We start from the raw sequence: 24,706 nt of genomic DNA, 5'->3' as shown, positions 1-24,706 counted from the left end.
CGAGAACCAAAAGTACGCAAAAAAGTAGGCGTTGGAACGCATAGGAGCGGAATGTAGCACGGCGCGGCTCAGTAGGCCTTGGCCTCGAATCCCTGCGCGACCAGGGCCGCGATCACGGCGCCGATGTGGGCGTGGTTGCGCGTCTGCAGCACCAGCTCCACCTCGGCGTTCTGCGCCGACAGCGTGGTGAAGGCCCGCTGGTGATGCACTTCCTCGATGTTCGCGCCGGCCTCGGCCACGGTGGCCGTGATGCGCGCCAGGGCGCCGGGGGCGTCGCGGGCGTCGACGCGGATGCGCGCCAGCCGCCCCGCCCTCACCATGCCGCGCTCGATGATCGCCGACAGCAGCAGCGGATCGATGTTGCCGCCGCACAGCACCAGGCCCACGCGCCGCCCGGCGTAGCGCTCGGGCTCCTTCAGCAGCGCGGCCAGGCCCGCGGCGCCGGCCCCTTCGACCAGCGTCTTCTCGATCTCCAGCAGCATGACCAGCGCATGCTCGATGTCCGCTTCGTCCACCAGCACCATGTCGTCGACGAGGTCGCGGACGATCGCCCGCGTGATCCGGCCTGGCTCACCGACCGCGATGCCCTCGGCGATCGTGCTCGTGCCTTGCGGATGGGCGCGATCCTTGACGAGGTTCACCATGGCCGGAAAGCGTGCCGTCTGCACCCCGACGATCTCCAGCCCGGGCTTCAGCGCCCGGGCGACGGTGGCGATGCCGGAGATCAGCCCGCCGCCGCCGACGGCGATGACCAGCGTGTCGAGCGTCGGTTGCGCGCGCAGCATCTCCAGGCCGATCGTGCCCTGGCCGGCGATCACCAGCGGGTCGTCGAACGGGTGGACGAAACTCAGCCCCTGCGCCGCGGCCACCTCCAGTGCGTGCGCGCGAGCCTCGTCGAAGCTCTCGCCGTGCAGCAGCACCTCGGCGCCGAAGCCGCGCGTGCGCTCCACCTTCACCGTCGGCGTGTGCCGGGGCATCACGATGACCGCGCGCAGGCCCAGCCGCTGCGCGTGGTGCGCCACACCTTGTGCATGGTTGCCGGCGGAGGCGGCGATCACGCCCTTCAGCGCGGCGGTGCCGTCGTCGCGCGCGGCGACCAGCGCCAGCAGCTTGTTCAGCGCGCCGCGCTCCTTGAAGGAGGCGGTGAACTGCAGGTTCTCGAACTTCAGGAAGACCTGGGCGCCGGTGATCTCGGACAGCGTCTTCGACTCGACGCACGGCGTGTCGAGGACCTGTCCGGCAAGCCGGCGTGCGGCGGCCTCGACGTCCGCCAGGGTCACCGTCGCCGGCGACTCGGCTGAGGTCAAGCCGTCCCCCCCACGGTGAGCCCGTCGATGCGCAGCGTCGGCTGGCCGACGCCGACCGGCACGCTCTGGCCTTCCTTGCCGCAGGTGCCGACACCGGTATCGAGCTGCAGGTCGTTGCCGATCATCTTCACGCGCGTCAATGCGTCCGGGCCGTTGCCGATGATCGTGGCGCCCTTCACCGGGTACTGAACTCGGCCGTTCTCGACCCAGAAGGCCTCGCTGGCCGAGAACACGAACTTGCCGCTCGTGATGTCGACCTGGCCGCCGCCGAAGTTGGTGGCGTACAGGCCCTTCTTGATGCTCGCGACGATCTCGTCCCGGCTCTTGTCGCCACCCAGCATGTAGGTGTTGGTCATGCGCGGCATCGGCACGTGTGCGTAGCTCTCGCGCCGGCCGTTGCCGGTCGGCTTGACCTTCATCAGCCTCGCATTCATCGAATCCTGGATGTAGCCCTTCAGGATGCCGTCCTCGATCAGCACGTTGCGCTGGCTCGGGTTGCCCTCGTCGTCGACGTTCAGCGAACCGCGCCGGTCGGGCAGGGTGCCGTCGTCGAGCACGGTCACGCCCTTGGCCGCGACGCGCTTGCCGATCTTGCCGCTGAAGGCGCTGGAGCCCTTGCGGTTGAAGTCACCTTCGAGGCCGTGGCCGATGGCCTCGTGCAACAGGATGCCGGGCCAGCCCGGGCCCAGCACCACGGTCATCTCGCCGGCCGGTGCGGGGCGGCTCTCGAGGTTCGTCAATGCGGCGTTGACGGCCTGGTCCACGTAGCCGGCGATCACGTCATCGCGGAAATAGCCGAGCCCGAAGCGCCCGCCCCCGCCGCCCGAGCCCATCTCGCGGCGGCCGTTCTGCTCGGCGATCACGGTGAGGCTCAGGCGCACCAGCGGGCGCACGTCGGCCGCGACGGTGCCGTCGGCGCGAGCCACCAGCACCACGTCGTACTCACCGGCCAGGCCGGCCATCACCTGCACCACGCGCGGGTCGCGCGCGCGCGCCAGCTTTTCCGCCCGCTCCAGCAAGGCCACCTTCTGCGTACTGTCGAGCGTGGCGATCGGGTCCATCGGCGCGTACAGCACGCGGCTGCCCGCGATCTTCGGCGCGTCGCCGACCTTGACCGAGCGGCTCATCCCCGAGGCCGCGATGGTGCGCACCGTGCGCGCCGCGTCCAGCAGGGCGACTTCAGAGATGTCGTCGCTGTAGGCGAAGGCGGTCTTCTCGCCGGCCACGGCGCGCACACCGACGCCCTGGTCGATGCCGAAGCTGCCGCTCTTGACGATGCCCTCCTCCAGGCTCCAGCCCTCACTGCGGGTGTATTGGAAGTAGAGGTCGGCATCGTCGATGCGGTGCTCGCCGATCACGCGCAGCGCGTTGGCGAGCTTGGTCTCGTCGAGGCCGAAGGGTTCGAGCAGCACCTGGCGGGCGACGGCCAGACGTTCGAGGGTGGGTTCGCGCGAAATCATGGGGTGTCGATTCTAGGCAGCAGGGGATGTCACACGCTTCACCAATCTTTACCGATTCGCACGGTGGACGGGTGCACGGCCTGGCAGCCTCGGCGTTGGAAAGAAGTGGGCATCTTCCCACCTTTGACCGACCAAGGAGCCAGTGCAATGAAAACCATTCCCGTCCTGTTGAGTGCCGTCCTGCTGGCCGCCGCCGGCGCCAGCTTTGCGCAAGGGGTGACCGCCACGCCGCGCATCGACCAGCGCGAGCAGCGGCAGGAGCAGCGCATTCAGCAGGGCGTGGGCTCCGGCGCGCTGACGCCCCGCGAGACCTACCGGCTCGAGAAGGAGCAGGCCCACATCGACAAGGCGGAAAGCCGAGCCAAGGCCGACGGTGACGTGAGCCCCGCGGAACGCAAGCGCCTGACGAACATGCAGAACCGCGCCAGCCGCGACATCCGGCACCAGAAGCACGATCGCCAGGCCGTCTCGCCCAAGGGATGAGGCGAGGCTCAGGCGTCGTCGTCTCCGGTCGGCGCCCCGGATTTCAGTTGCAGTGCCCGCTCGTAGAGGGCATTGCGGGGCGCGCCGGTGGCCTCGGCCGTCAGTGCCACGGCCTGCTTCAGCGGCAGCGCCGCGACCAGGGTGCGCAACAGCCGCTCGGCGCCGGCGCTCATCGGGCTGTCCTCGCCGCCCGCGGCCGGCAGCGCGTGCAGCACCAGCACGAACTCGCCGCGGATGCGGTGCGGGTCGGCTGCCAGCCAGGTCGGCAGGGCCTTGGCGTCCAGGGTCTCGACGTGCTCGAACTGCTTGGTCAGCTCGCGACACAGGCTCAGCGATCGCGCCGGCATCACCTCGGCCAGGGCGCCGGCCAGCGCGGCGATGCGGTGCGGCGCCTCGAACAACACGGTCGTCTCCGGTCGCGTGGCCAGTTCCCGCAACTGGGCCGAGCGCTCGACGGCCTTGCTGGAGAGGAAGCCGACGAAGCGGAAGCCCTCACCCTGCGTGTCACCGGCCGCGCTGAGCGCGGTGGTGACGCTGCTGGGCCCCGGCAGCGGCAGCACGCGGTGGCCGGCGGCACGCACCGCGGCCACCAGCCGTGCACCGGGATCGCTGACGGCCGGCGTGCCGGCATCGCTGACGTAGGCGACGCGCTCGCCGCGCGCCAGCCTCTCGATCACCACGCCGGCGGCCTGGGCCTCGTTGTGCTCGTGCAGCGCGATCAGCGGCTTGTCGAGTCCCAGGTGACGCAGCAGCGGTGCGGTGACGCGCGTGTCCTCGCAGGACACGGCGTCGACCAGTCCGAGCGCATGGATCGCGCGCAGCGTCAGGTCGGCCAGATTGCCGATGGGCGTGGCCACGATGTAGAGCGTGGCTTTGGGATACTGCTGCGCGCCGGCCGCGCTGGCGGCAGCTTGCTGGATCAACGGGGCGTCGATGGTCACGACCAAGGCGGTGGGAGACGGGGGCGAGGACCGGGCGCTGGCTTACCTGCTGCGCGCCGGGCTGAAGCTCGTGGAGCGCAATTATCGAGTCGCCGGCGGCCCGCGCGTGCGAGGTGGAGAGATCGATCTCGTGCTGAGGGACCGCGATGGCACGCTGGTGTTCGTCGAGGTGCGTACCCGGGCCACCCGGTCGCACGGCGGCGCCGCGGCCACCGTGTCGGGCGTGAAGCAGCAGCGGATCGTGCGCGCCGCGCGCCACTACCTGATGCGCTTTGCGTCGCCGCCGCGGTGTCGCTTCGACGTGGTGGCGATCGAAGGGGAACACATGGAGTGGCTGCGCGCGGCCTTCGACGCTTCCTGACGCCCTCGACCGGGCTGCACAAGACGGCTCGCGGAACCCGGGTCCGCGAAAGCGTGTCATATCATCATGGGCATGCTTGAACAACGAATCCAGCGGCACTTCTTCGACAGTGCCGACCTGAAGAATCAGGCGGCCGAAGTGTTGAGCAAGCCGATAGCCGATGCGGTTCAGGCCGTGCTCGGCTGCATCACCGCCGGCGGCAAGGTGCTGGCCTGTGGCAACGGGGGCTCCGCCAGCGACGCGCAGCATTTCGCGGCCGAGTTCGTCGGCCGCTTCGAGCGCGAGCGTCCCGGGCTGGCCGCGATCGCGCTGAACACCGACACCTCTATCATCACCGCGCTCGGCAACGACTACGATTTCTCCGCGATCTACGCCAAGCAGGTGCAGGCGCTCGGCAATCCCGGTGACGTGCTGCTGGCCATCACGACGAGTGGCAACTCGGCCAACGTGGTGGCCGCGGTGGACGCGGCCCACGACAAGGACATGACCGTCATCGCCCTCACCGGGCGGGGCGGCGGCAAGCTCGGCGCTCGCCTGACCGAGACCGACGTACACATCTGCGTGCCGCACGAGCGCACGGCGCGCATACAGGAAGTGCACATCCTCGCGATCCACTGCCTGTGCGACGCGGTCGACGTGCAACTGCTCGGTGAACAGGACCTGACATGACCTCACGAACCTCTCCTTCGCCTGCCCAGGCGGCAACCCGAGCCCCTCGCACGCTCCGTCGCGTTGCGCTGGCTGCATTGGCCTGCATCTCGCTCTCCGGCGCCTTGGGCGGCTGTGCGCTGCTGATCGGTGGTGCGGCCGTCGGCAGTGCACTGGTCTACAGCGACCGTCGCACGTCGGGGGCGCAGCTTGAAGACCAGGGCATCGAGCTGAAAGGCGCGGCGCGGGTCAAGGAGGCCATCGGCGAACGCGGCCGGGTCAGCCTGACCAGCTTCAATCGCACGGTGCTGCTGACCGGCGAGGTACCGACCGAGGCCGACAAGGCGGCAGTCGAGGCCTCGGTCTCGAAGCTCGAGAACGTCCGCTCCCTGCTGAACGAACTGGCGATCGGCCCGACGACCTCGCTGGTCGACCGCTCGAACGACGCGCTGATCACGAGCAAGGTGAAGGCGAGCTACGTCGATGCGCGCGACATCTTCGCCAATGCCTACAAGGTGGTCACCGACCGCGGCATCGTCTACCTGATGGGCCGCGTCACCGAACGCGAGGCCGACCGCGGCGTGGCGATCGCCCGCGGCGTCTCCGGGGTCGTGAAGGTCGTCAAGGCCTTCGAGATCATCACCGAGGCCGAGCTCGCGCAGACGGTGCCGAAGAACGCGCCGGCCGCCCCGGCCCCCTGAGAGGTCGCGACCGCGACGCGGTCGGTCTCCGCGCGGGCTACTTCAGGCGCTGGATCAGGCTCGAGGTGTCGCGGCGGCCGCCGTCGTCGGCCTGCACGTCCGCATAGAACTGATCGACCAGCGCCGTCACCGGCAGCCGGGCGCCGTTGCGTTTCGCCTCGTCCAGGCAAAGCCCAAGGTCCTTGCGCATCCAGTCCACCGCGAAACCGAAGTCAAACTTGCCGTCGACCATCGTCGGGCCGCGGTTGTCCATCTGCCAGCTCTGCGCCGCGCCCTTGCCGATCACGCCGAGCACGGCCTTCATGTCCAGCCCGGCCTTCTGACCGAAGGCGATCGCCTCGCTGAGGCCCTGCACCAGGCCGGCGATCGCGATCTGGTTCACCATCTTCGCCAGCTGGCCGGCGCCGGCCTCGCCGAGCAGCGTGACCGCCTTCGAGAACGCCATCGCCACCGGCTGGATCTTCGCGAAGTCGGCCGCATCGCCGCCGCACATCACCGTGAGCGCGCCATTGATCGCGCCGAGGTTGCCACCCGAGACCGGGGCATCGACGAAGCCCAGGCCGCGCGCGCGCGCCGCCGCCGCCAGTTCGCGCGCGATGTCGGCCGATGCGGTGGTGTGGTCCACGAACACGGCGCCGGGCCTCATGGACTGAAAGGCGCCATCAGCACCGGTCGTCACCGACCGGAGGTCGGCGTCGTTGCCGACGCAGGCGAACACGATATCGGCGTCCTGCGCCGCGGCGCTGGGCGTCGGCGCCGAGCGACCACCGTACTCGCTCACCCAGGCCTGGGCCTTGGCCGCGGTGCGGTTGTAGACGCACACGCTGTGGCCGGCGCGCGCCAGGTGGCCGGCCATGGGATGGCCCATCACGCCCAGGCCGAGGAAGGCCACGCGCTGTGAGGGCACCGGATCGTAGGTCTTGCTGGTCATCGGGCGTCTCCGAAAAGGCAACGGCCTCCAAACGAGGCCGTTCTACACCGCATGATCGCTCAAACCACCGCGGCCGGGCAGGCCGCGGGTTACTCAGACGATGGTCAGGTGCTCGGTGCCCGAGGCCAGGTCGGAATTGCGCGCCCGGTTGCTGTTGAGCTTGATCTGCAGGCGCAGGTCGTTGACCGAATCGGCGTTGCGCAGGGCATCCTCGTAGGTGACTAGCTGGCCCTCGTACAGGTCGAACAGGCTCTGGTCGAAGGTCTGCATGCCGAGCTCTCGGCTCTTCTTCATGATTTCCTTGATCTCGGCCACCTCGCCCTTGAAGATCAGGTCGGAGATCAGCGGCGTGTTCAACAGGATCTCGATCGCCGCGACGCGGCCGCGGCCTTCCTGGCGCGCCAGCAGGCGCTGCGACACCAGCGCCTTGAGGTTCAGCGACAGGTCCATCAGCAACTGCGCGCGCCGCTCCTCGGGGAAGAAGTTGATGATGCGGTCGAGCGCCTGGTTGGCGCTGTTGGCGTGCAGCGTGGCCATGCACAGGTGGCCGGTCTCGGCGAAGGCCACGGCGTGTTCCATGGTCTCGCGGTCGCGGATCTCGCCCATCAGGATCACGTCGGGCGCCTGGCGCAGCGTGTTCTTCAGCGCCGGGGCCCAGTCGTCGGTATCGATGCCGACCTCACGCTGCGTCACGATGCAGTTCTTGTGCGGGTGCACGAACTCCACCGGGTCCTCGATGGTGATGATATGGCCGTAGGAGTTCTCGTTGCGATAGTCCACCATCGCGGCCAACGAGGTGCTCTTGCCCGAGCCGGTGGCGCCGACGAAGATCACCAGCCCGCGCTTGGTCGAGGCGACGTCCTTCAGCACCTGCGGCAGGCCGAGTGAGTCGATCGTCGGCAGCGTTTGCGGGATCGTCCGCAGCACCAGACCCACGCAGCCCTGCTGCACGAAGGCATTGACCCGGAATCGGCCGATGCCGGTCGGCGCGATCGCGAAATTGCACTCCTTGGTGCGTTCGAACTCGGCGGCCTGCTTGTCGTTCATGATCGAACGCGCCAGGGCCATCGTGTGTTGCGGCGTCAGCGGCTGCGGCGATACCTTGGTGACGCGGCCGTCGACCTTGACCGCCGGAGGAAAGTCGGCCGTCAGGAACAGATCCGAACCGTTGCGGGCGACCAGCAGGCGCAGCAGGTCGTTGACGAATTTCGACGCTTGATCGCGTTCCATGAGTTCCTCCCTTGGAGATTTTCTGAGGCCGCAGCGCTCGCTGCTCAGCCACCGGACAACAAAGCAGACAGCCGGGCGCTCACCTGGCGCAGGCGCAAGGACAGGCGCCGCGCGAGCGAGGCCAGCAGGGCCATGGCGAGCCGCGGTTCGTTCGCCATCATCGCGTCGAGGCGCCGGGCGTCGAGCACGGCCACGATGCAGGGAGTGAGCGTGGTGCAGGCGGAAAAGCGTGAGCCGGCGTCCAGCACCGACATCTCTCCCAGCATGTCCCCGGCGCGAGCCTCGGCCACGCGGACCCGGCCGCCGCCGCGCTGCACGCGCTCGACGCCGACCCGGCCTTCCAGCACCACCAGCAGGTAGTTGCCCTGCTCGTCCTGGCCGATCACCTCCTGGCCGGCCGGGACCGTGAAATGGCGGAAGTGCTCGGCGATGCGGCCCAGTTCGGAGGGGCTCAGGCCGACCAGATGCGTCTCGGCCTCCCACAGCTGCACGAACAGATCGCAGGCGCGGCGCTCGTCGAAGGGCTGCGCCCTGGCCTGCCGGGCTCGGGCATCCCAATCGACCGTGGCGGTCGCGCGTTCCTCGCCGTCGTCTGACGGGGCGCCTTCGGCAGAAACCGCAGGGCTCCCCGGTCGATCGAGCTGCTTTTTCACGGTGAGCGCTCTGCGGACGACGGGGCGGTGCCCGGGATCAGCCCGGGAAGTTCTCGGGCAGCTTGGCCTTGCCGCGTGCCTCGGCCGGCGTGATGAGGTTGCGGCGCACCAGGTCCGTCAGGTTCTGGTCCAGCGTCTGCATGCCCATGCTGTTGCCGGTCTGGATGGAGCTGTACATCTGCGCGACCTTGGCTTCGCGGATCAGATTGCGGATGGCCGGCGTGCCCAGCATGATCTCGTGCGCCGCCACGCGGCCCGAGCCGTCCTTGAGCTTGCACAGCGTCTGCGAGATCACGCCGATCAGCGACTCCGACAGCATCGCGCGCACCATGTCCTTCTCGGCGGCGGGGAACACGTCGATCACGCGGTCGATCGTCTTGGCCGCGCTGCTGGTGTGCAAGGTGCCGAACACCAGGTGCCCCGTCTCCGCCGCGGTCAGCGCGAGGCGGATGGTCTCCAGGTCGCGCATTTCGCCCACCAGGATCGCGTCCGGGTCCTCGCGCAGCGCCGAGCGCAGCGCGTTGCTGAAGGACAGCGTGTGCGGTCCGACCTCGCGCTGGTTGATCAGGCAGCGCTTGGACTCGTGCACGAACTCGATCGGGTCCTCGACGGTCAGGATGTGGCCGTACTCGTTCTCGTTGAGGTGGTTCACCATGCCGGCCAGCGTGGTGCTCTTGCCCGAGCCGGTGGGGCCGGTCACCAGCACCAGGCCGCGCGGCTTGAGGGCCAGGTCGGCGAAGATCTTCGGGGCGTTCAGCTGCTCGAGCGTCAGGATCTTGCTCGGGATGGTGCGGAATACCGCGCCCGCGCCACGGTTCTGATTGAAGGCGTTGACCCGGAAGCGCGCCAGGCCCTGGATCTCGAACGAGAAGTCGCATTCCAGCGTCTCCTCGTAGGCCTTGCGCTGCGCATCGTTCATGATGTCGTACACCATGTCGTGCACGTTCTTGTGGTCCAGCGGGTCCACGTTGATGCGCCGCACGTCGCCGTGCACCCGGATCATCGGCGGCAGTCCGGAGGACAAGTGCAGGTCCGAGGCCTTGTTCTTGACCGAGAACGCCAGCAGTTGGGTGATGTCCATGGGGTGGTGTGGGGAGCGCAGCGCTCACCATGCGGCAGAGGGTCGAGGGATTATGGCGACGATAGCGAGCAAGATACAAGAAGTGAGCGGGCGCATCGCACGCGCCTGCGACGCAGCGGGGCGTCCCGTGGCAAGCGTCACGCTGCTGGCGGTCAGCAAGACGTTCGGTGCCGACATCGTGCGCGAGGCGCTGGCGGCCGGGCAGACGCGGTTCGGCGAGAACTACGTGCAGGAAGCGCTCGACAAGATGGCCGCGCTGGCCGACGTTCGCGCCCGCCTCGAATGGCACCTGATCGGTCCGCTGCAGAGCAACAAGACGCGCGGGGTGGCCGAGTCCTTCGACTGGGTGCACTCGGTCGATCGCCTGAAGATCGCCCAGCGGCTGTCCGAGCAACGCCCGACATCGCTGCCGCCCTTGCAGGTCTGCCTGCAGGTCAACACCAGCGGCGAAGCCAGCAAGAGCGGTCTGGCGCCGGCCGAGGTGGAGGGGGTGGCGCGAGCGGTCGCTGCGCTGCCGCGGCTGCGGCTGCGCGGGCTGATGGCGATTCCCGAGCCGGCCGGTGATCTGAGCGCCCAGCGCCGGCCGCACCGTGCGCTGCGCGAACTGTTGGAACGCCTGCAGGCGGGCGGCCTGGCGCTCGACACGCTGTCCATGGGGATGACCGCCGACCTCGAGGCCGCGGTGCTGGAGGGCGCGACGCTCGTGCGGGTCGGCACCGCGATCTTCGGCGGGCGGTCGACGGGGGGTGACCCGCCCGCCGCCGGGTGACGGCGCTCAGGCGCGGCGCCAGCGCGCCAGCATCGCACCCGCCTCGCCGACGATGCCACGCCGGAAGGCGAGCACGCACAGGATGAAGATGAGGCCAGTGACCAGCGTGACCGCCTCGCCCAGGCCGTTGAACCAGGCGATCCCGGTCAGTTCGGCCAGCGCGCGTCCCACGTCGCCGATCTTGTTCTCCAGCGCCACGATCACCAGCGCGCCCACCATCGGGCCCACCATCGTCCCCATGCCGCCCACCAGCGTCATCAGGATCACCGCGCCCGAGGTCGTCCACACCGCGTCGGTCAGCGTCGCGAAGCCCAGCACCAGCGTCTTGGTCGCGCCGGCCAGCCCCGCCAGCGCGGCCGACAGCACGAAGGCCACCAGCTTGAAGCGCTCCACGTCATAGCCCAGCGAGGTGGCGCGTGCCTCGTTCTCCCGGATCGAGGTCAGCACCTGCCCGAACGGCGAGTGCACCGTGCGGTAGATCAGCCAGAAACCGGCGATGAAGATCGCCAGCACCACGTAGTACAGCGTCAGGTCGTTGCCCAGGTCCAGCCCCAGGAAGCGCCCGCGCGGCACCGACTGCAGCCCGTCCTCCCCGCCGGTGAAGGGCGCCTGCAGGAAGAAGAAGAACAGCATCTGCGCGAGCGCCAGCGTGATCATCGAGAAGTAGATCCCCGAGCGGCGGATCGCCAGCCAGCCGAAGGCCAGCCCGGCCAGCGCCGCCACCGCCGCCCCGAACAGCAGCCCCAGCGGGGCCGGGAAGCCCCAGACCTTGAGCGCATGACCGGCGCCGTAGGCCGCCGCGCCCAGGAAGGCCGCGTGGCCGAAGGACAGCAGCCCGGTGAAGCCGATCAGCAGGTTGAAGGCGCAGGCGAACAGCGCATAGCACAGCACCTTCATCACGAAGATCGGGTAGGCCCCCAGCGCCGGCAGCAGCGCGATCGCGATGAACAGGGCCGCGTAGCCGGGCAGCGGGGATCGTTGGGTCGTCATTTCTCTTTTCCGAACAGGCCGGCGGGTCGGATCAGCAGCACGATGGCCATGATGACGAACACCACGGTGCTGGAGGCCTCGGGGTAGACCACCTTGGTGAGGCCCTCGATCAGGCCCAGGCCCAGGCCGGTGACGATGGAGCCCAGGATGGAGCCCATGCCGCCGATCACGACCACGGCGAAGACCGTGATGATGAGGTTGGAGCCCATCAGCGGAGAGACCTGGATGATGGGGGCGGCCAGCACGCCGGCGAAGGCTGCCAGCGCCACGCCGCCGGCGTAGGTGAGCGTGACCAGGCGCGGCACGTTGATGCCGAAGGCCTGTACCAGGCGCGGGTTCTCGGTGCCCGCGCGCAGGGTGGCGCCCAGCGAGGTCTTCTCGATCAGGGCCCACACGGCCAGGCAGACCACGATGGAGGCCAGCACGACCCAGGCGCGGTAGTTGGGCAGGATCATGAAGCCCAGGTTGGTGGCCCCGGAGAGGGCCGAGGGCACTGGGTAGGGTTGGCCGGAGACGCCGTAGAAGGAGCGGAAGATGCCCTCGGCCACCAGGGTGATGCCGAAGGTCAGCAGCAGGCCGTAGAGGTGGTCGAGCTTGTAGAGCCACTGCAGCAGCAGCCGCTCGATGAGGATGCCCAGCACCCCCACCAGCAGCGGCGCGAGCAGCAGCATGACCCAGTAGTTCAGCCCCAGGTACTCCAGGCCCATCCAGGCCAGGAAGGCGCCCATCATGTACAGCGCCCCGTGGGCGAAGTTGATGATGTTGAGCATGCCGAAGATCACCGCCAGCCCCAGCGACAGCATCGCGTAGAACGAGCCGTTCACCAGGCCCAGCAGCAGCTGCCCCAGCAGCGCGGGCAGGGGAATGCCGAAGACGTCGCTCATCGGGAATCGGCGCCTCGGCGCAGGCTCGGCGCCGCGCTCACTTCTTCACCAGCGGGCACTTGCTGTCGGCCAGCTTCGTGAAGGCCTGTTCGCCGGGGATCTTCTCGACCACCTTGAAGTAGTCCCAGGGCTCGGTCGACTCCTGCTGCGACTTCACCTGCAGCAGGAACATGTCGTGGATGCCGCGCCCGTCTTCCTTGCGGATGCTGCCCTTGGCGTAGAAGTCGTTGATCGGCATGGCCTTCATCTGTGCCATGACCTTGTCGCCGTCGTCGGTCTTGGCAGCCTCGACGGCCTTCAGGAAGTGCATGGCTGCCGAGTAGTCGGCAGCCTGGATCGATGACGGCATGCGCTTCATCTTCTCGAAGAAGCGGCGGCTCCACGTGCGCGCCTCCGGGCTCTGGTTCCAGTACCAGCTGTCGGTCATGTACATGCCCTGGGTCGCATTCAGGCCCAGCGAATGGATGTCGTTGATGAACATCAGCAGGCCGGCCAGCTTCATCGTCTTCGTGATGCCGAACTCGTTGGCGGCCTTGATCGCGTTGATGGTGTCGCCGCCGGCGTTGGCCAGCCCCAGGATCTGCGCCTTGCTCGACTGCGCCTGCAGCAGGAAGGACGAGAAGTCGCTGGCCGACAGCGGATGCTTGACGCTGCCGAGCACCTGGCCGCCCGATTTCGTCACCACGTTGCTCGTGTCGTTCTGCAGCGACTGGCCGAAGGCATAGTCGGCCGTCAGGAAGTACCAGGACTTGCCGCCCGCCTTGGTGACTGCGCTGCCGGTACCGTTGGCCAGCGCCACGGTGTCGTAGGCATAGTGGATCGAGTAGGGCGTGCAATCCTCGTTCGAGATGCGCGAGGTGCCGGCGCCGATGGCGATGAAGGGCTTCTTCTTCTCGGCCGCGACCTTGGTCATGGCCAGCGCGGTGCCGGAGTTGGTGCCGCCGATGAGCATGTCGACGCCCTGGGTGTCGAACCATTCGCGGGCCTTGCTGGCGGCCACGTCGGCCTTGTTCTGGTGATCGGCGTAGACGAGCTCGATCTTCTTGCCCGCAACCGTGCCCTTCATGTCGCCGATGGCCAGCTTGATGGCCTCGACGCCGCCGGGGCCGTCGATGTCGGCGTACAGGCCCGACATGTCGGTAATGAAGCCGATCTTGACCGTGTCCCCGGAGATCTGGGCCTGTGCCGGCGTGCCGCCGACGGCGAGGAGGCCGGCGGTGGCGGCGGCAGCGAGTGCGGTGCGCGAGCGAGCGAGGGTCATGCGGGGCTCCTGAGGGTGTTGGATGAGAGGAAGCGGAAGGCGCGTCGCGATCAGACGCTGAGCAGTTCATCGAGCCGTGCCTGGTGGGCCGCGAGCTCGGAGGCAGCAAAGGACAGCGCGACGCGGCCGTGCTCGACCACATGGAACTGGTCGGCCAGGCGGGCGGCGAAGCGGAAGTTCTGCTCCACCATCACGATGGTGAAGCCCTGGGCCTTGAGCGCGGTGATCATGCGCGCGAGCGCCTGCACGATCACCGGCGCCAGCCCCTCGCTGATCTCGTCGAGCAGCAGGATGTCGGCCCCGGTGCGCAGGATGCGCGCCACCGCCAGCATCTGCTGCTCGCCCCCCGAGAGCCGCGTGCCCGGGCTGGCGCGCCGCTCGGCCAGGTTGGGGAACATGGCGTAGATCTCGGCCTCGCCCATCGCCTTGCCCCGCCCGGCCTTCAGGCGCGGGGGCAGCAGCAGGTTCTCCTCGGCGCTCAACGAGGCGAAGATGCCGCGCTCCTCCGGGCAGTAGCCCAGCCCGAGGTGAGCGATGCGGTGGGTGGGCAGCGCGATGGCTTCCTGGCCGTGCACCTTGATCGAGCCCTTGCGGCTGCCCGTCAGGCCCATGATGGCGCGCAGCGTGGTGGTGCGCCCGGCGCCGTTGCGCCCGAGCAGCGTGACCACCTGCCCGCGCGGCACCGCCAGGTCGATGCCGTGCAGGATATGGCTCTCGCCGTACCAGGCCTGCAGGCCCTTGATCTCCAGCGCCAGGGGAGGCGTGCCGCTCATCCGTGGGCTCCTTGCAACTCGGCCGCGTCGCTGCCCATATAGGCCTCCAGCACGGCCGGGTGGCGCGAGACGCTGGCGTAGTCGCCTTCGGCCAGCACGGCCCCGCGCGCCAGCACGGTGATGCGGTCGGCGATGGTGGCCACCACCTTCATGTTGTGCTCCACCATCAGCACGGTGCGGCCTTCGGCCACCCGCTTGATGAGCGCGGTGACGCGCTCGACGTCCTCGTGGCCCATGCCCTGGGTGGGTTCGTCGAGCAGCATGAGCTCGGGGCTCATGGCCATGGTGGTGGCGATCTCCAGCGCGCGCTTGCGTCCGTAGGGCAGGTCGGCGGCCTTGAGCGCGGCCATCTCGCGCAGGTCCACCAGCTCCAGCAGCTCGAGCACGCGGGCGTCGAGTGCGCGCAGCCCCGACAGGCCCTTCCAGAAGTGGAAGGACGTGCCGGTGAAGCGCTGCAGGCCGATGCGCACGTTCTCCAGCACGCTCAGGTGGGGGAAGACGGCGGAGATCTGGAAGGAGCGGATGACGCCGCGGCGGGCGATCTGCGCGGGCTTCTCGGCGGTGATGTCATGGCCGTTGAAGTGGATCGTGCCGCGGCTGGGCGCGAGGAACTTCGTGAGCAGGTTGAAGCAGGTGGTCTTGCCCGCGCCATTGGGCCCGATCAGCGCATGGATGTGTCCTCGCTGCACCGCCAGATCCACGCGGTCCACCGCCGTGAACCCCTTGAAGTCCTTCGTCAACTCGCGGGTCTGGAGAATGATGTCGCTCATGCGGGGACAGGAAAGAAGGCTTGCACTCTAAGTAGCGCTGTTGCGCTGCAATAGACGGGGTTCCCCTTAAGTGGATTCGCGCAACGCTCGGCCGTGCACACGGCCACGCAAGCCCCAGGCCGGTGCGCGGTCGTCATCGGCTTGTCACCTGCGTGACGATCGGCCCTGCCCGCACGCCGACGTCCGGGAAGGATTCCAATTCGGCAGCAAGACACGGAGTGCCACGGGCCGGACCGATGCCTACAGTCACCGCATCGACCCACGCACATCCTGACGGACGATCATGAACATGAGCACCCAGAACGAACAACGGGCCGCCGCCACCGTGAACGACCCGCGCTGGGCCGCCGTCGTGGCGCGCGACGGCGCCGCCGATGGCCGCTTCTTCTATTCGGTGCGCACGACCGGCGTCTACTGCCGCCCGAGCTGCGCCGCGCGACCGGCCCGCCCCGAGAACGTGGCCTTCCACGACACCGCCGAGGCCGCACGCGCGGCCGGCTTCCGGCCCTGCCTGCGCTGCAAGCCCGACCAGCTGCCGGCGGCCGCGCTGCAGGCGGCCCGGGTCGCCGAACTGTGCCGCTACATCGAGACCGCGGACGCGGTCCCCCCGCTCGCCGACCTGGCCCGGCGCGCCGGCCTCAGCCCCTACCACCTGCACCGCGTGTTCAAGGCGGTCACCGGCCTCACGCCGAGGGCCTATGCCACCGCGCACCGGGCGCGGCGCCTGCGCGAGGCGCTCGGCCGCAGCGGCGGCACGGTGACCGACGCCATCTACGACGCCGGCTTCAACTCCGGCGGCCGCTACTACGAGACGGCCGACGGGGTGCTCGGCATGACGGCCACGCGCTACCGCGCCGGCGGCGCGGGCACGGCGATCCGCTTCGCGATCGGCCAGTGCTCGCTGGGCGCCATCCTCGTGGCACAGAGCGAGCGCGGCATCTGCGCGATCCTGCTCGGCGATGACCCGGATGCGCTGGCGCACGACCTGCAGGACCGCTTCCCCCAGGCCCGCCTGATCGGCGGCGAGGCCGACTTCGAGGACTGGGTGGCCCGCGTGGTGGGCTTCGTCGAGGCACCGGGTCTCGGCCTGGACCTGCCGCTCGACGTGCGCGGCACCGCCTTCCAGCAGCGCGTGTGGCAGGCATTGCGTGACATCCCGCCCGGGCGCACCGCCAGCTACACCGAGGTCGCCGCGCGCATCGGTGCGCCGACGGCGGTGCGCGCGGTGGCGCAGGCCTGCGCCGCCAACGCGCTGGCGGTGGCCATTCCTTGCCACCGCGTGGTGCGCAGCGACGGCGCGCTGTCGGGCTACCGCTGGGGCGTGGAGCGCAAGCGCCAGTTGCTGGCGCTGGAGCGGGAGGCGAGCACGCCATGACCGTGCTCCAGACCGTCGGCGCTGCGGCGCCGGAGGCCGCCGCGAGCCTGGAGGCGCGTATCGCCGCGGCCGACTGGCCGCAGCTGGCCCGCGATCTCGACGCGCAAGGCCACGCCCAGATCGATCGCCTGCTCATGCCTGCAGAATGCCGCGCACTGGCGGGGCTGTACGCGGACGACGCGGCCTTCCGCAGCCGCGTGGTGATGGCCCGCCACGGCTTCGGGCGCGGCGAGTACCGCTACTTCGCCCACCCGCTGCCGGCGCTCGTCGCGATCCTGCGCGGCGGCTTCTATCCGCACCTGGTGCCGATCGCCAACCGCTGGCACGCGGCGATGGGCGTGGCTGCGCGCTTCCCGTTGCGGCATGCCGAGTTCATCGCGCGCTGCCATGCCGCCGGCCAGACCCGGCCCACGCCGCTGCTGCTGCAGTACGGCGAGGGCGACTACAACTGCCTGCACCAGGATCTCTACGGCGAGCACGTGTTCCCGCTGCAGGTGGTGCTGCTGCTCTCCGAACCCGGGCGCGATTTCGAGGGCGGCGAGTTCGTGATGACCGAGCAGCGCCCACGCATGCAGTCGCGGCCGATGGTGCTGCCGCTGCGCCAGGGCGACGCCGCGGTGATCGCCGTCCACGAGCGGCCGGTGCAGGGCACGCGCGGCAGCTACCGCGTGCGGCTGCGCCACGGCGTCAGCCGGGTGCGGTCCGGGCAGCGCCACACCGCCGGCGTGATCTTCCACGACGCGGCCTGACGGACGTGGCGATGAGTAGTGCCACGCCGGACCTGTTCGACGTCGCCGCCGCCGGCGGACCGGGCGTGACGCCGTGGACCGAGCCGCTCGGTCCCGGCGCGCTCGTGTGGCACGGCGGTGCGGCCGCGCAGGCGGCGGCATTGGTGGCCGACGTGCAGGCGGTGGTGGCGCAGGCGCCGTTTCGCCACCTGGTCACGCCCGGCGGTTTTCGCATGTCGGTCGCGATGAGCAACTGCGGCGCGCTCGGCTGGCTCAGCGACGCCACCGGCTACCGCTACGACGCCGTCGACCCCGACAGCGGGCGGCCCTGGCCGCCGATGCCGCGTGCCTTCGGCGAACTGGCCGCGCATGCCGCGGCGCAGGCCGGCTTCGACGGCTTCGAGCCCGACGCCTGCCTGATCAACCGCTACGAACCCGGCGCCCGGCTCACGTTGCACCAGGACCGCAACGAGCGCGACTTCCGTGCCCCCATCGTCTCGGTGTCGCTGGGCCTGCCGGCGGTCTTCCTGTTCGGCGGTGCGAAGCGCAGCGATCCGACGGCGCGCGTGCCGCTGGTGCACGGCGACGTGGTGGTGTGGGGCGGCCCGTCGCGGCTGCGCTACCACGGCGTGCTGGCATTGAAGGACGGCGGCGCGCACGCGCTGACGGGCCGCTGCCGCATCAACCTCACCTTCCGGCGCGCGGGCGGGCCGTTCGCCGGGCGCGCGCCGAAGGGCCGCAAGGAGTGTCCATGACGATCTTGACGACGGTGCTGCGTCGCTGCCTGCTGGCCGGGCTCGGCGGCCTGGGGGTTGCCGGCGCGCCCGCAGTCGGCGCCGAGGCTGATGCTCCTGCGGATGGCACGGCCCTCCAGGCGCCGCGCCGGCTGTACGAGGTGAGCACCGAGACCGGCATGCCCCACCTCGAAGAGAACCTGCGCTACGCGGTGCGCAGCGAGCAGCGCTGCCTCGCGGCGGACGACCTGTCGACGGTGTTCTGGATGCTGCAGGACGTGTCGCTGCAGGACTGCACGCTCGACAAGCTCAGCGACGACGCCTACCGGCTGCGCTGCAGCGGCGGGCACGGCACCACCGGCGACGCGCGCTGGCAGTTCGGCACGGACGGCGCTCTGGTCGGCCGGATGAACGTGCGCCTGGGCGGCAAGAACATGACCTTCTTCCAGCGCGTCACCGCCACGCCGGTCGGCCCCTGCCCTTGACGGCGCCGGCTGGCGCGATCAGATCGCCAGTGCCGTGGTGTTCTTCACTTCCTCCATCACCGCGTAGGTGCGCGTCTCGCGCACGCCGGGCAGCGCCCAGATCACGCTGGCCAGCATCTCGCGGTAGGCCGCCATGTCGGCCACGCGCGTCTTGATCAGGTAGTCGAAGCCGCCGGCCACCAGGTGGCATTCCAGGATCTCGGGGCGCACCTGCACCGCGGCCCGGAAGCTCTCCATCACATCGGGGGCCGTGCGGTCCAGCATCACCTCGATGAACACCAGCATCGCCGCGCCCAGCCGCGCCGGATTCAGGCGCGCCTCGTAGCCGAGGATCACGCCGTCGCGCGTGAGCCGCTTCACCCGCTCCAGCACGGCCGTCGGCGACAGGTGCACCTGCTGCGCGAGCTCCAGGTTGGTGATGCGGCCGTCGCGCTGCAGCACGCGCAGGATGCGCTGGTCGGTGCGGTCCAGGCCCTCGATGGCCCGCGGCGGTGGCTCGGCGACCGCCGCCGTCGCGCGGGCGCCCTTGGGCTTCGTGCTGGATTTTGTTCGGCTGGAAGGCATGAGCTTGGTGAATCATTCGGCAAGGACGGGCTTACGCTAACAGGAACGGCGGCCAACGGGGCAGCCGGTCCCCGCCGATCGAGGTCTGCCATGCCGCTGCCCACCGCCACGCCCGCCGCCCGCCTGCCGTCGCCGCTGCGCGACGAGGCGTCCGTCCTCCAGGCCCGGCTGGCCGCACTGGCCGGCGCGCTCGACTGGGCCGGCGTGCAGGCGCTCGCGCGCCCCTGGGTGCAGGCGGTGCGAGACGAGCCCGCGCCGTTCTGGGCCATGGAGTCGCTGCTGCGCGAGTACCCGATCTCCAGCGCCGAGGGCCTGGCGCTGATGCGGCTGGCCGAGGCGCTGCTGCGCGTGCCCGACGCCGCGACCGCGATCGCGCTGACTGCCGACCAGCTGGGCCGCGCCGATTTCGACACCGCCGCGGCCGGCGACGGCCCGCACCGAATGCTGGCCAGCCTGTCGGCCAGCGCGATCGCGCTGTCCAAGAAGTTCCTGCCCAACGGCGAGCACCCGCCCGGCCTGCTGCAGCGCCTGGGCGCGCAGACCGTGGTGGCGGCGACGGTGCGCGCCATCCAGCTGCTGGGCCGGCAGTTCGTGCTCGGCCAGTCGATCGGCGAAGCGCTGGACGAGGCCCGCACTCAGCGCAAGGCCCAGCCGCAACTGCGCTTCAGCTTCGACATGCTGGGCGAGGGCGCCCGCACCGCGCACGATGCGCAGCGCTACCTGCGCTCCTACCGCGACGCCATCGCGGCGATCGCGGCCACCGCCGTGGCGGGCGCCGGCCCGGAAGCCAACGACGGCATCTCGATCAAGCTGTCGGCGCTGTTCCCGCGCTACGAAGATGCGCAGCGGGCACGCGTCATCGCCGAACTGCTGCCGCGCGTGCTGGGCCTGATCGACGACGCCGCGGCGGCCGACCTCAACCTCACCGTGGACGCCGAGGAGAGCGACCGGCTCGAACTCTCGCTCGAGCTGATCGATGCGGCCGCCGCGCACATCGCCGCGTGCCACCCGCACTGGCGCGGCTTCGGCCTCGCGATCCAGGCCTACCAGACGCGTGCAGAGGAATGCGTCCACGAGGTCGCGCGCATCGCCCGCCACCACGGCCTGCGCTTCATGGTGCGGCTGGTCAAGGGCGCCTACTGGGACGGCGAGATCAAGCGCGCGCAGGAGCTGGGCCTGGCCGCCTATCCGGTGTTCACCCATAAGCACCACACCGACATCTCCTACCTCGCGTGCGCGAAGGCGCTGCTCGACCACGCCGACGTGATCTACCCGCAGTTCGCCACGCACAACGCCGGCACCGTCGCGGCCATCGTGCAGATGGCGCGCGTGCACGGCACGCCTTTCGAGCTGCAACGACTGCACGGCATGGGGGAGGGTGTGTACCGCGAGGTGTCGCGGTACACACCTCCCCCTGCGGGTGAGATGACGACCACACCCCCCGCTCCCCCCGCTCAAGCGGGGGGCCTGCCGGTGCGGGTCTACGCGCCGGTCGGCGAGCACCGCGACCTGCTGGCCTACCTGGTGCGCCGCCTGCTGGAGAACGGTGCCAACTCGTCCTTCGTGCACCAGCTGGCCGACCCGCAGGTCGATGTCGACGCACTGCTTGCGTCGCCGCTGCAGGCCGCGCCCGAGCCGGGCCAGCCGTCGCCGCTGCAGCTCTACGGCAGCGCGCGGCGCAACGCGCGGGGCGTCGACCTGAGCATCGCCGCTGAGCGCGCGCCGCTGCTGGCCGCGGTGGCGGCCACCCGCGTGCCCGCGGTGGCCGAGACGCCGGTGTCGGAGATCGACGCGACGATGCGCCGCCTGCACGCCGGCCAGGTGGCCTGGAACGACACGCCGCTGGCCGAGCGCGCCGCCGTGCTGCTGCGCGCCGCCGACCGGTTGGAGGCCGAACTGCCCGTCTGGTGCGGATTGCTCGTGAAGGAAGCGCACAAGACGCTGGGCGACTGCGTGGCCGAAGTGCGCGAGGCGGTCGACTTCTGCCGCTACTACGCCGTGCAGGCGCGCGACACCCTCGGCCCGCGCGAGCTGCCGGGCCCGACCGGCGAATCGAACACGCTGCACCTGCACGGCCGCGGCGTGTTCGTCTGCATCAGCCCGTGGAACTTCCCGCTCGCCATCTTCGCGGGCCAGGTGGTCGCCGCGCTGGTGGCCGGCAACAGCGTGGCCGCCAAGCCGGCCGAGCAGACACCGGCGGTCGCGCAGCGCTTCGTCGGGCTGCTGCAGGCAGCCGGCGTGCCGCCGGACGCGCTGGCCCTGCTGCACGGCCCGGGCGAGACGGTGGGCGCCGCGCTGGTGGCGCACCCGCTGACCGCGGGCGTGTGCTTCACCGGCTCCACGCAGGTGGCCAAGCTCATCCAGCGCACGCTCGCCGCGAAGGACGGCGCCATCGTCCCGCTGATCGCCGAGACCGGCGGCCTCAACGCGATGGTGGTCGACAGCAGCGCGCTGCCCGAGCAGGTGGCCGACGCCGTGGTGCAGAGCGCCTTCCGCTCCGCCGGCCAGCGCTGCTCGGCGCTGCGCCTGCTGTGCGTGCACGAGGGCGTGGCCGACGGCGTGATCGCGATGATCGGCGGCGCGCTGCAGGAGCTGGCGGTCGGCGACCCGGCCGACCTGGCCACCGACGTCGGCCCGGTGATCGACGCCGAGGCGCACGCCGGCCTCACGCGCCAGCTCGAGCGGCTCGACCGCGAGGCCACACTGCTGGCGCGCCGCGCGCTGCCCGACGGGCCGGCCGGTGCGCAGCACATCGCCCCCTGCGCCTACGAACTGGCGCGCGTGGCCGATCTGCGCCAGGAGGTGTTCGGCCCGGTGCTGCACGTCGTGCGCTGGGGCCCCGGTACCGCCGCGCGCGGCGGCGCGGCCGATGTGGAGGCGCTGGTCGGGCAGATCAATGCGCTGGGCTACGGCCTCACGCTCGGTGTGCAGACGCGCATCGACTCGCGCGCGCAGCGCATCGCGCACGCGGCGCGCGTCGGTAACGTCTACGTCAACCGCAACATGATCGGCGCGGTGGTCGGCGTGCAGCCGTTCGGCGGCGAGGGCCTCAGCGGCACCGGCCCGAAGGCCGGCGGGCCGCTCTACCTGTACCGCTTCTGTGCCGAGCAGGTGGTGACCGTCAACACCGCGGCGGCCGGCGGCAACGCCGCGCTGCTGGCCGGCGCACACTGAGCCGCGCGGCGCGGAACGCGCCCGGCTGGCTAGACTCGAACTCCGATCGAAATCCCGTCCCTGGAGTTGCCGATGAACCACCTGTCCTCTCCCATCGCCTTCATCGGCGGCGGCAACATGGCCAGCGCGCTGATCGGCGGCCTGCTGCGCAGCGGCGTGCATGCGCACGAGATCTTGGTCGTCGAACCCTGGGCCGAGCAGCGCGAGCGCCTGAAGCAGACCTTCGGCGTCGTCGCCGCCGAGCAGGCGACGCCGGCGCTGGCCGACGCCGGCCTGGTGGTGTGGGCCGTCAAGCCCCAGCTCTTCCGCGAGGCGGCCGCGCCCTGCGCGCCGCACGTGGGCGAGGCCGCCCAGCTCAGCGTCATGGCGGGCATCCGCACCGACGCCATCGTCGCCGCCACCGGCAACCGCTGCGTGGTGCGCGCGATGCCCAACACGCCGGCGCTGATCGGCCAGGGCATCGCCGGGCTGTACGCGCGGCCCGAGGTCGACGCCGGCCAGCGCAGCAGCGTGGAGGCGCTGCTGGCGCCCACCGGCGCCACGCTGTGGGTCGACCGCGAGGCCGACCTCGACGCCGTGACCGCGCTGTCGGGCTCCGGCCCGGCCTACGTGTTCCTGTTCATCGAGGCGCTGATGGAAGCCGCGCGCGACATGGGCCTGACCCCCGAGCAGGGCCGCGCGCTGGCGCTCGGCACCTTCTCCGGCGCCACCGCGCTGGCCGCGCAGAGCGCCGAGCCGCCGTCGGTGCTGCGCGAGCGCGTCACCTCGCGCGGCGGCACCACGCACGCGGCGCTCGTCGCGATGCAGGCCGACGGCGTGCCCGCGGCGATCGTGCGCGCTGTTCGTGCGGCGCAGCGCCGCGCGGTCGAGCTGGGCGACGAGTTCGGCGGCTGAGCCCGGGGAGAGGGCTGGGCGAGGGGCGCATGTCGATGAACGCCGCCCGCGGCAGGCATGCAAACCCGGCATCAACCCGGTAGGCGCAGCGGTGCGGTGGCGCCTACAGTCTTGTGGCCGCGCCACGAACGCGGCGTCATCCCGACCCCACAAGGACAAGCATGAGCGCCAAGACCGATTCCAAGCAGTCGAGTTCCTTCCTTTCCTACGTCTCGCCGTCGCCGACCAGCCCCTGGGGCACCTACCTGTCGCAGGTCGACCGCGTGATCCCCTACCTCGGCCACCTGGGCAAATGGGCCGAGACGCTGAAGCGCCCGAAGCGCGCGCTGATCGTCGACGTGCCGATCGAGATGGACGACGGCTCGGTGCGCCACTTCGAGGGCTTCCGCGTGCAGCACAACCTGAGCCGCGGCCCCGGCAAGGGCGGCGTGCGCTACCACCCCGACGTGACGCTGGAAGAGGTGATGGCGCTGTCGGCCTGGATGACGGTGAAGTGCGCCGCGGTCAACCTGCCCTACGGCGGCGCCAAGGGCGGCATCCGCGTCGACCCCAAGCAGCTCTCCCAGAAGGAGCTGGAGAAGATGACGCGCCGCTACACCAGCGAGATCGGCATCATCATCGGCCCGCAGCGCGACATCCCGGCGCCCGACGTCAACACCAACGGCCAGATCATGGCCTGGATGATGGACACCTACTCGATGAACACCGGCGCCACCGCGACCGGCGTCGTCACCGGCAAGCCCATCCACCTGGGCGGCTCGCTGGGCCGCGTGAAGGCCACCGGCCGCGGCGTGTTCGTCACCGGCCGCGAGGCGGCCCGCCGGCTGGGCCTGAGCCTCGACGGCGCGCGCGTGGCGGTGCAGGGCTTCGGCAACGTGGGCGGCTCCGCGGCCGAGTTGTTCGCGCAGGCCGGCGCGAAGATCGTCGCGGCGCAGGACCACACCGGCACCATCTTCAACGACCAGGGGCTCGACCTGGCCGAGCTGGTGCCCTATGTGAAGCAGGTGGGCGGCGTGGGCGGCTTCAAGGGCGCCGAGGCGATGGACGGCGAATCGTTCTGGGACGTGAAGGCCGACATCCTGATCCCCGCAGCGCTGGAGGGCGTGATCAGCGCCGAACGTGCCGCGCGCATCAAGGCCAAGCTGGTGCTCGAAGGCGCCAATGGCCCCACGGTGCCCGAGGCCGACGACATCCTGCGCGACCGCGGCGTGCTGGTGGTGCCCGACGTCATCTGCAACGCCGGCGGCGTGACCGTCAGCTACTTCGAGTGGGTGCAGGACTTCTCGTCCTTCTTCTGGACCGAGGACGAGATCAACGTGCGGCTCGACAAGATCATGGTCGACGCGCTGCGGCGTATCTGGGACACCGCGGACACCCACAAGATCACCTTGCGCACCGCGACCTTTGCGGTGGCGTGCGAGCGGATTCTCACTGCGCGCGAGGAGCGAGGGTTGTATCCCTGAGGTGGCGCGGCGGGCGCCGAGTGGCGCCGGTCTGAGCGCGCGAGTG

The 24,706-nt window shown here is 70.4% G+C and carries 25 protein-coding genes; 12 read left to right on the top strand and 13 right to left on the bottom strand.

What is annotated here, in order from left to right; all coding sequences use genetic code 11:
* Window positions 1–68: 68 nt before the first annotated feature.
* A complete protein-coding gene (locus C1M51_RS08785) occupies window positions 69–1,307 on the bottom strand; it encodes a threonine ammonia-lyase (RefSeq protein ID WP_129449140.1) in 1,239 nt (412 codons plus the stop codon).
* Entirely contained in the window at window positions 1,304–2,767 is a 1,464-nt protein-coding gene (gene tldD, locus C1M51_RS08780; protein ID WP_129449139.1) for a metalloprotease TldD, read from the bottom strand. Before tldD ends, C1M51_RS08785 begins: the two co-directional genes overlap by 4 nt.
* 147 nt (window positions 2,768–2,914) lie before the next feature.
* Between tldD and C1M51_RS08775 the strand changes: the two genes are divergently transcribed.
* A complete protein-coding gene (locus C1M51_RS08775) occupies window positions 2,915–3,250 on the top strand; it encodes a hypothetical protein (protein WP_129449137.1) in 336 nt (111 codons plus the stop codon).
* Between the two features lie 8 nt (window positions 3,251–3,258).
* On the opposite strand, the gene rsmI is transcribed toward C1M51_RS08775, so the two are convergent.
* Entirely contained in the window at window positions 3,259–4,191 is a 933-nt protein-coding gene (gene rsmI / locus C1M51_RS08770) for a 16S rRNA (cytidine(1402)-2'-O)-methyltransferase (protein ID WP_242500008.1), read from the bottom strand.
* Between rsmI and C1M51_RS08765 the strand changes: the two genes are divergently transcribed.
* The 3 genes from C1M51_RS08765 (at window position 4,184) to C1M51_RS08755 (ending at window position 5,901) form a co-directional block, all read left to right on the top strand.
* Window positions 4,184–4,552: a YraN family protein gene (locus C1M51_RS08765; protein ID WP_129449135.1), complete on the top strand. Its 369-nt coding sequence runs from the start codon at window positions 4,184–4,186 to the stop codon at window positions 4,550–4,552. The genes rsmI and C1M51_RS08765 overlap by 8 nt on opposite strands.
* Window positions 4,553–4,624: 72 nt before the next feature.
* Window positions 4,625–5,221 (top strand): phosphoheptose isomerase, encoded by a 597-nt coding sequence (locus tag C1M51_RS08760; protein ID WP_036233929.1) that lies wholly within the window; start codon window positions 4,625–4,627, stop codon window positions 5,219–5,221.
* Window positions 5,218–5,901, top strand: a complete 684-nt coding sequence (locus C1M51_RS08755) for a BON domain-containing protein (protein ID WP_129449133.1) — start codon at window positions 5,218–5,220, stop codon at window positions 5,899–5,901. Before C1M51_RS08760 ends, C1M51_RS08755 begins: the two co-directional genes overlap by 4 nt.
* A 37-nt stretch (window positions 5,902–5,938) precedes the next feature.
* Here C1M51_RS08755 and C1M51_RS08750 read toward each other — a convergent pair whose 3' ends face one another.
* The 4 genes from C1M51_RS08750 to C1M51_RS08735 form a co-directional block, all read right to left on the bottom strand.
* The gene (locus C1M51_RS08750; protein WP_129449131.1) at window positions 5,939–6,832 is read right to left on the bottom strand and encodes an NAD(P)-dependent oxidoreductase; all 894 of its coding nucleotides are present in this window, start codon (window positions 6,830–6,832) and stop codon (window positions 5,939–5,941) included.
* Window positions 6,833–6,925: 93 nt separating this feature from the next.
* Window positions 6,926–8,062, bottom strand: coding sequence for a PilT/PilU family type 4a pilus ATPase (locus C1M51_RS08745; protein ID WP_011831335.1), 1,137 nt, complete (start codon window positions 8,060–8,062; stop codon window positions 6,926–6,928).
* Between the two features lie 44 nt (window positions 8,063–8,106).
* Entirely contained in the window at window positions 8,107–8,715 is a 609-nt protein-coding gene (locus C1M51_RS08740; protein ID WP_129449129.1) for a cyclic nucleotide-binding domain-containing protein, read from the bottom strand.
* A 37-nt stretch (window positions 8,716–8,752) separates the two neighbouring features.
* Window positions 8,753–9,796 (bottom strand): type IV pilus twitching motility protein PilT, encoded by a 1,044-nt coding sequence (locus C1M51_RS08735; RefSeq protein ID WP_011831333.1) that lies wholly within the window; start codon window positions 9,794–9,796, stop codon window positions 8,753–8,755.
* A gap of 52 nt (window positions 9,797–9,848) precedes the next feature.
* Between C1M51_RS08735 and C1M51_RS08730 the strand changes: the two genes are divergently transcribed.
* Entirely contained in the window at window positions 9,849–10,565 is a 717-nt protein-coding gene (locus tag C1M51_RS08730) for a YggS family pyridoxal phosphate-dependent enzyme (protein WP_129449127.1), read from the top strand.
* A 6-nt stretch (window positions 10,566–10,571) separates the two neighbouring features.
* Here C1M51_RS08730 and C1M51_RS08725 read toward each other — a convergent pair whose 3' ends face one another.
* The 5 genes from C1M51_RS08725 to C1M51_RS08705 are packed head-to-tail and all read right to left on the bottom strand — an operon-like array spanning window position 10,572 to window position 15,243.
* Window positions 10,572–11,555 carry a branched-chain amino acid ABC transporter permease gene (locus tag C1M51_RS08725; RefSeq protein WP_129449125.1) on the bottom strand — a complete coding sequence of 328 codons (984 nt, stop codon included), beginning with the start codon at window positions 11,553–11,555 and terminating at the stop codon, window positions 10,572–10,574.
* Window positions 11,552–12,439, bottom strand: coding sequence for a branched-chain amino acid ABC transporter permease (locus C1M51_RS08720; protein WP_129449123.1), 888 nt, complete (start codon window positions 12,437–12,439; stop codon window positions 11,552–11,554). Before C1M51_RS08720 ends, C1M51_RS08725 begins: the two co-directional genes overlap by 4 nt.
* 37 nt (window positions 12,440–12,476) lie before the next feature.
* Window positions 12,477–13,700 carry an ABC transporter substrate-binding protein gene (locus tag C1M51_RS08715; protein ID WP_129449121.1) on the bottom strand — a complete coding sequence of 408 codons (1,224 nt, stop codon included), beginning with the start codon at window positions 13,698–13,700 and terminating at the stop codon, window positions 12,477–12,479.
* A gap of 50 nt (window positions 13,701–13,750) precedes the next feature.
* Window positions 13,751–14,473, bottom strand: coding sequence for an ABC transporter ATP-binding protein (locus C1M51_RS08710; protein ID WP_129449120.1), 723 nt, complete (start codon window positions 14,471–14,473; stop codon window positions 13,751–13,753).
* On the bottom strand, window positions 14,470–15,243 hold the full coding sequence (locus C1M51_RS08705; RefSeq protein ID WP_129449118.1) for an ABC transporter ATP-binding protein: 774 nt from the start codon (window positions 15,241–15,243) through the stop codon (window positions 14,470–14,472). The genes C1M51_RS08710 and C1M51_RS08705 overlap by 4 nt, the downstream gene beginning before the upstream one ends.
* Window positions 15,244–15,526: 283 nt before the next feature.
* On the opposite strand from C1M51_RS08705, the gene ada reads away from it, so the two are divergent.
* From ada to C1M51_RS08685, 4 genes are read left to right on the top strand one after another with little or no spacing between them, the layout of a single operon-like run.
* Window positions 15,527–16,618 (top strand): bifunctional DNA-binding transcriptional regulator/O6-methylguanine-DNA methyltransferase Ada, encoded by a 1,092-nt coding sequence (gene ada / locus C1M51_RS08700; protein WP_207207822.1) that lies wholly within the window; start codon window positions 15,527–15,529, stop codon window positions 16,616–16,618.
* Window positions 16,615–17,367 carry a 2OG-Fe(II) oxygenase gene (locus tag C1M51_RS08695; RefSeq protein ID WP_129449114.1) on the top strand — a complete coding sequence of 251 codons (753 nt, stop codon included), beginning with the start codon at window positions 16,615–16,617 and terminating at the stop codon, window positions 17,365–17,367. Before ada ends, C1M51_RS08695 begins: the two co-directional genes overlap by 4 nt.
* An 11-nt stretch (window positions 17,368–17,378) precedes the next feature.
* A complete protein-coding gene (gene alkB / locus C1M51_RS08690; protein WP_129449113.1) occupies window positions 17,379–18,101 on the top strand; it encodes a DNA oxidative demethylase AlkB in 723 nt (240 codons plus the stop codon).
* Entirely contained in the window at window positions 18,098–18,565 is a 468-nt protein-coding gene (locus C1M51_RS08685; RefSeq protein WP_129449111.1) for a hypothetical protein, read from the top strand. The genes alkB and C1M51_RS08685 overlap by 4 nt, the downstream gene beginning before the upstream one ends.
* Window positions 18,566–18,583: 18 nt before the next feature.
* Here the strand turns inward: C1M51_RS08685 and C1M51_RS08680 are convergent, their stop codons facing one another.
* The gene (locus C1M51_RS08680; RefSeq protein ID WP_242500007.1) at window positions 18,584–19,129 is read right to left on the bottom strand and encodes an Lrp/AsnC ligand binding domain-containing protein; all 546 of its coding nucleotides are present in this window, start codon (window positions 19,127–19,129) and stop codon (window positions 18,584–18,586) included.
* Between the two features lie 90 nt (window positions 19,130–19,219).
* Between C1M51_RS08680 and C1M51_RS08675 the strand changes: the two genes are divergently transcribed.
* The 3 genes from C1M51_RS08675 to C1M51_RS08665 all read left to right on the top strand — a co-directional run bounded on the left by C1M51_RS08675 (window position 19,220) and on the right by C1M51_RS08665 (window position 24,660).
* Window positions 19,220–22,303, top strand: coding sequence for an L-glutamate gamma-semialdehyde dehydrogenase (locus tag C1M51_RS08675; RefSeq protein WP_129449110.1), 3,084 nt, complete (start codon window positions 19,220–19,222; stop codon window positions 22,301–22,303).
* 72 nt (window positions 22,304–22,375) lie between these two features.
* A complete protein-coding gene (gene proC / locus C1M51_RS08670; RefSeq protein ID WP_129449108.1) occupies window positions 22,376–23,197 on the top strand; it encodes a pyrroline-5-carboxylate reductase in 822 nt (273 codons plus the stop codon).
* Between the two features lie 161 nt (window positions 23,198–23,358).
* Entirely contained in the window at window positions 23,359–24,660 is a 1,302-nt protein-coding gene (locus C1M51_RS08665) for a Glu/Leu/Phe/Val dehydrogenase (RefSeq protein ID WP_129449106.1), read from the top strand.
* Window positions 24,661–24,706 lie beyond the last annotated feature (46 nt).

It is taken from the genome of Methylibium sp. Pch-M (genome assembly GCF_004136295.1).
In the GTDB taxonomy this organism is placed as follows: domain Bacteria; phylum Pseudomonadota; class Gammaproteobacteria; order Burkholderiales; family Burkholderiaceae_C; genus Methylibium; species Methylibium petroleiphilum.
This window is presented reverse-complemented; position numbering and strand designations above follow the sequence as displayed.

What these genes read in the sequence shown, in the direction of transcription:
- tldD (WP_129449139.1), bottom strand. Translation starts at nt 2,767, where the DNA reads ATGATTTCGCGCGAACCCACCCTCGAACGTCTGGCCGTCGCCCGCCAG.
- C1M51_RS08775 (WP_129449137.1), top strand. Translation starts at nt 2,915, where the DNA reads ATGAAAACCATTCCCGTCCTGTTGAGTGCCGTCCTGCTGGCCGCCGCC.
- C1M51_RS08765 (WP_129449135.1), top strand. Translation starts at nt 4,184, where the DNA reads ATGGTCACGACCAAGGCGGTGGGAGACGGGGGCGAGGACCGGGCGCTG.
- C1M51_RS08760 (WP_036233929.1), top strand. Translation starts at nt 4,625, where the DNA reads ATGCTTGAACAACGAATCCAGCGGCACTTCTTCGACAGTGCCGACCTG.
- C1M51_RS08755 (WP_129449133.1), top strand. Translation starts at nt 5,218, where the DNA reads ATGACCTCACGAACCTCTCCTTCGCCTGCCCAGGCGGCAACCCGAGCC.
- C1M51_RS08750 (WP_129449131.1), bottom strand. Translation starts at nt 6,832, where the DNA reads ATGACCAGCAAGACCTACGATCCGGTGCCCTCACAGCGCGTGGCCTTC.
- C1M51_RS08745 (WP_011831335.1), bottom strand. Translation starts at nt 8,062, where the DNA reads ATGGAACGCGATCAAGCGTCGAAATTCGTCAACGACCTGCTGCGCCTG.
- C1M51_RS08735 (WP_011831333.1), bottom strand. Translation starts at nt 9,796, where the DNA reads ATGGACATCACCCAACTGCTGGCGTTCTCGGTCAAGAACAAGGCCTCG.
- C1M51_RS08730 (WP_129449127.1), top strand. Translation starts at nt 9,849, where the DNA reads ATGGCGACGATAGCGAGCAAGATACAAGAAGTGAGCGGGCGCATCGCA.
- C1M51_RS08725 (WP_129449125.1), bottom strand. Translation starts at nt 11,555, where the DNA reads ATGACGACCCAACGATCCCCGCTGCCCGGCTACGCGGCCCTGTTCATC.
- C1M51_RS08720 (WP_129449123.1), bottom strand. Translation starts at nt 12,439, where the DNA reads ATGAGCGACGTCTTCGGCATTCCCCTGCCCGCGCTGCTGGGGCAGCTG.
- C1M51_RS08715 (WP_129449121.1), bottom strand. Translation starts at nt 13,700, where the DNA reads ATGACCCTCGCTCGCTCGCGCACCGCACTCGCTGCCGCCGCCACCGCC.
- C1M51_RS08710 (WP_129449120.1), bottom strand. Translation starts at nt 14,473, where the DNA reads ATGAGCGGCACGCCTCCCCTGGCGCTGGAGATCAAGGGCCTGCAGGCC.
- C1M51_RS08705 (WP_129449118.1), bottom strand. Translation starts at nt 15,243, where the DNA reads ATGAGCGACATCATTCTCCAGACCCGCGAGTTGACGAAGGACTTCAAG.
- ada (WP_207207822.1), top strand. Translation starts at nt 15,527, where the DNA reads ATGAACATGAGCACCCAGAACGAACAACGGGCCGCCGCCACCGTGAAC.
- C1M51_RS08695 (WP_129449114.1), top strand. Translation starts at nt 16,615, where the DNA reads ATGACCGTGCTCCAGACCGTCGGCGCTGCGGCGCCGGAGGCCGCCGCG.
- alkB (WP_129449113.1), top strand. Translation starts at nt 17,379, where the DNA reads ATGAGTAGTGCCACGCCGGACCTGTTCGACGTCGCCGCCGCCGGCGGA.
- C1M51_RS08685 (WP_129449111.1), top strand. Translation starts at nt 18,098, where the DNA reads ATGACGATCTTGACGACGGTGCTGCGTCGCTGCCTGCTGGCCGGGCTC.
- C1M51_RS08680 (WP_242500007.1), bottom strand. Translation starts at nt 19,129, where the DNA reads ATGCCTTCCAGCCGAACAAAATCCAGCACGAAGCCCAAGGGCGCCCGC.
- C1M51_RS08675 (WP_129449110.1), top strand. Translation starts at nt 19,220, where the DNA reads ATGCCGCTGCCCACCGCCACGCCCGCCGCCCGCCTGCCGTCGCCGCTG.
- proC (WP_129449108.1), top strand. Translation starts at nt 22,376, where the DNA reads ATGAACCACCTGTCCTCTCCCATCGCCTTCATCGGCGGCGGCAACATG.
- C1M51_RS08665 (WP_129449106.1), top strand. Translation starts at nt 23,359, where the DNA reads ATGAGCGCCAAGACCGATTCCAAGCAGTCGAGTTCCTTCCTTTCCTAC.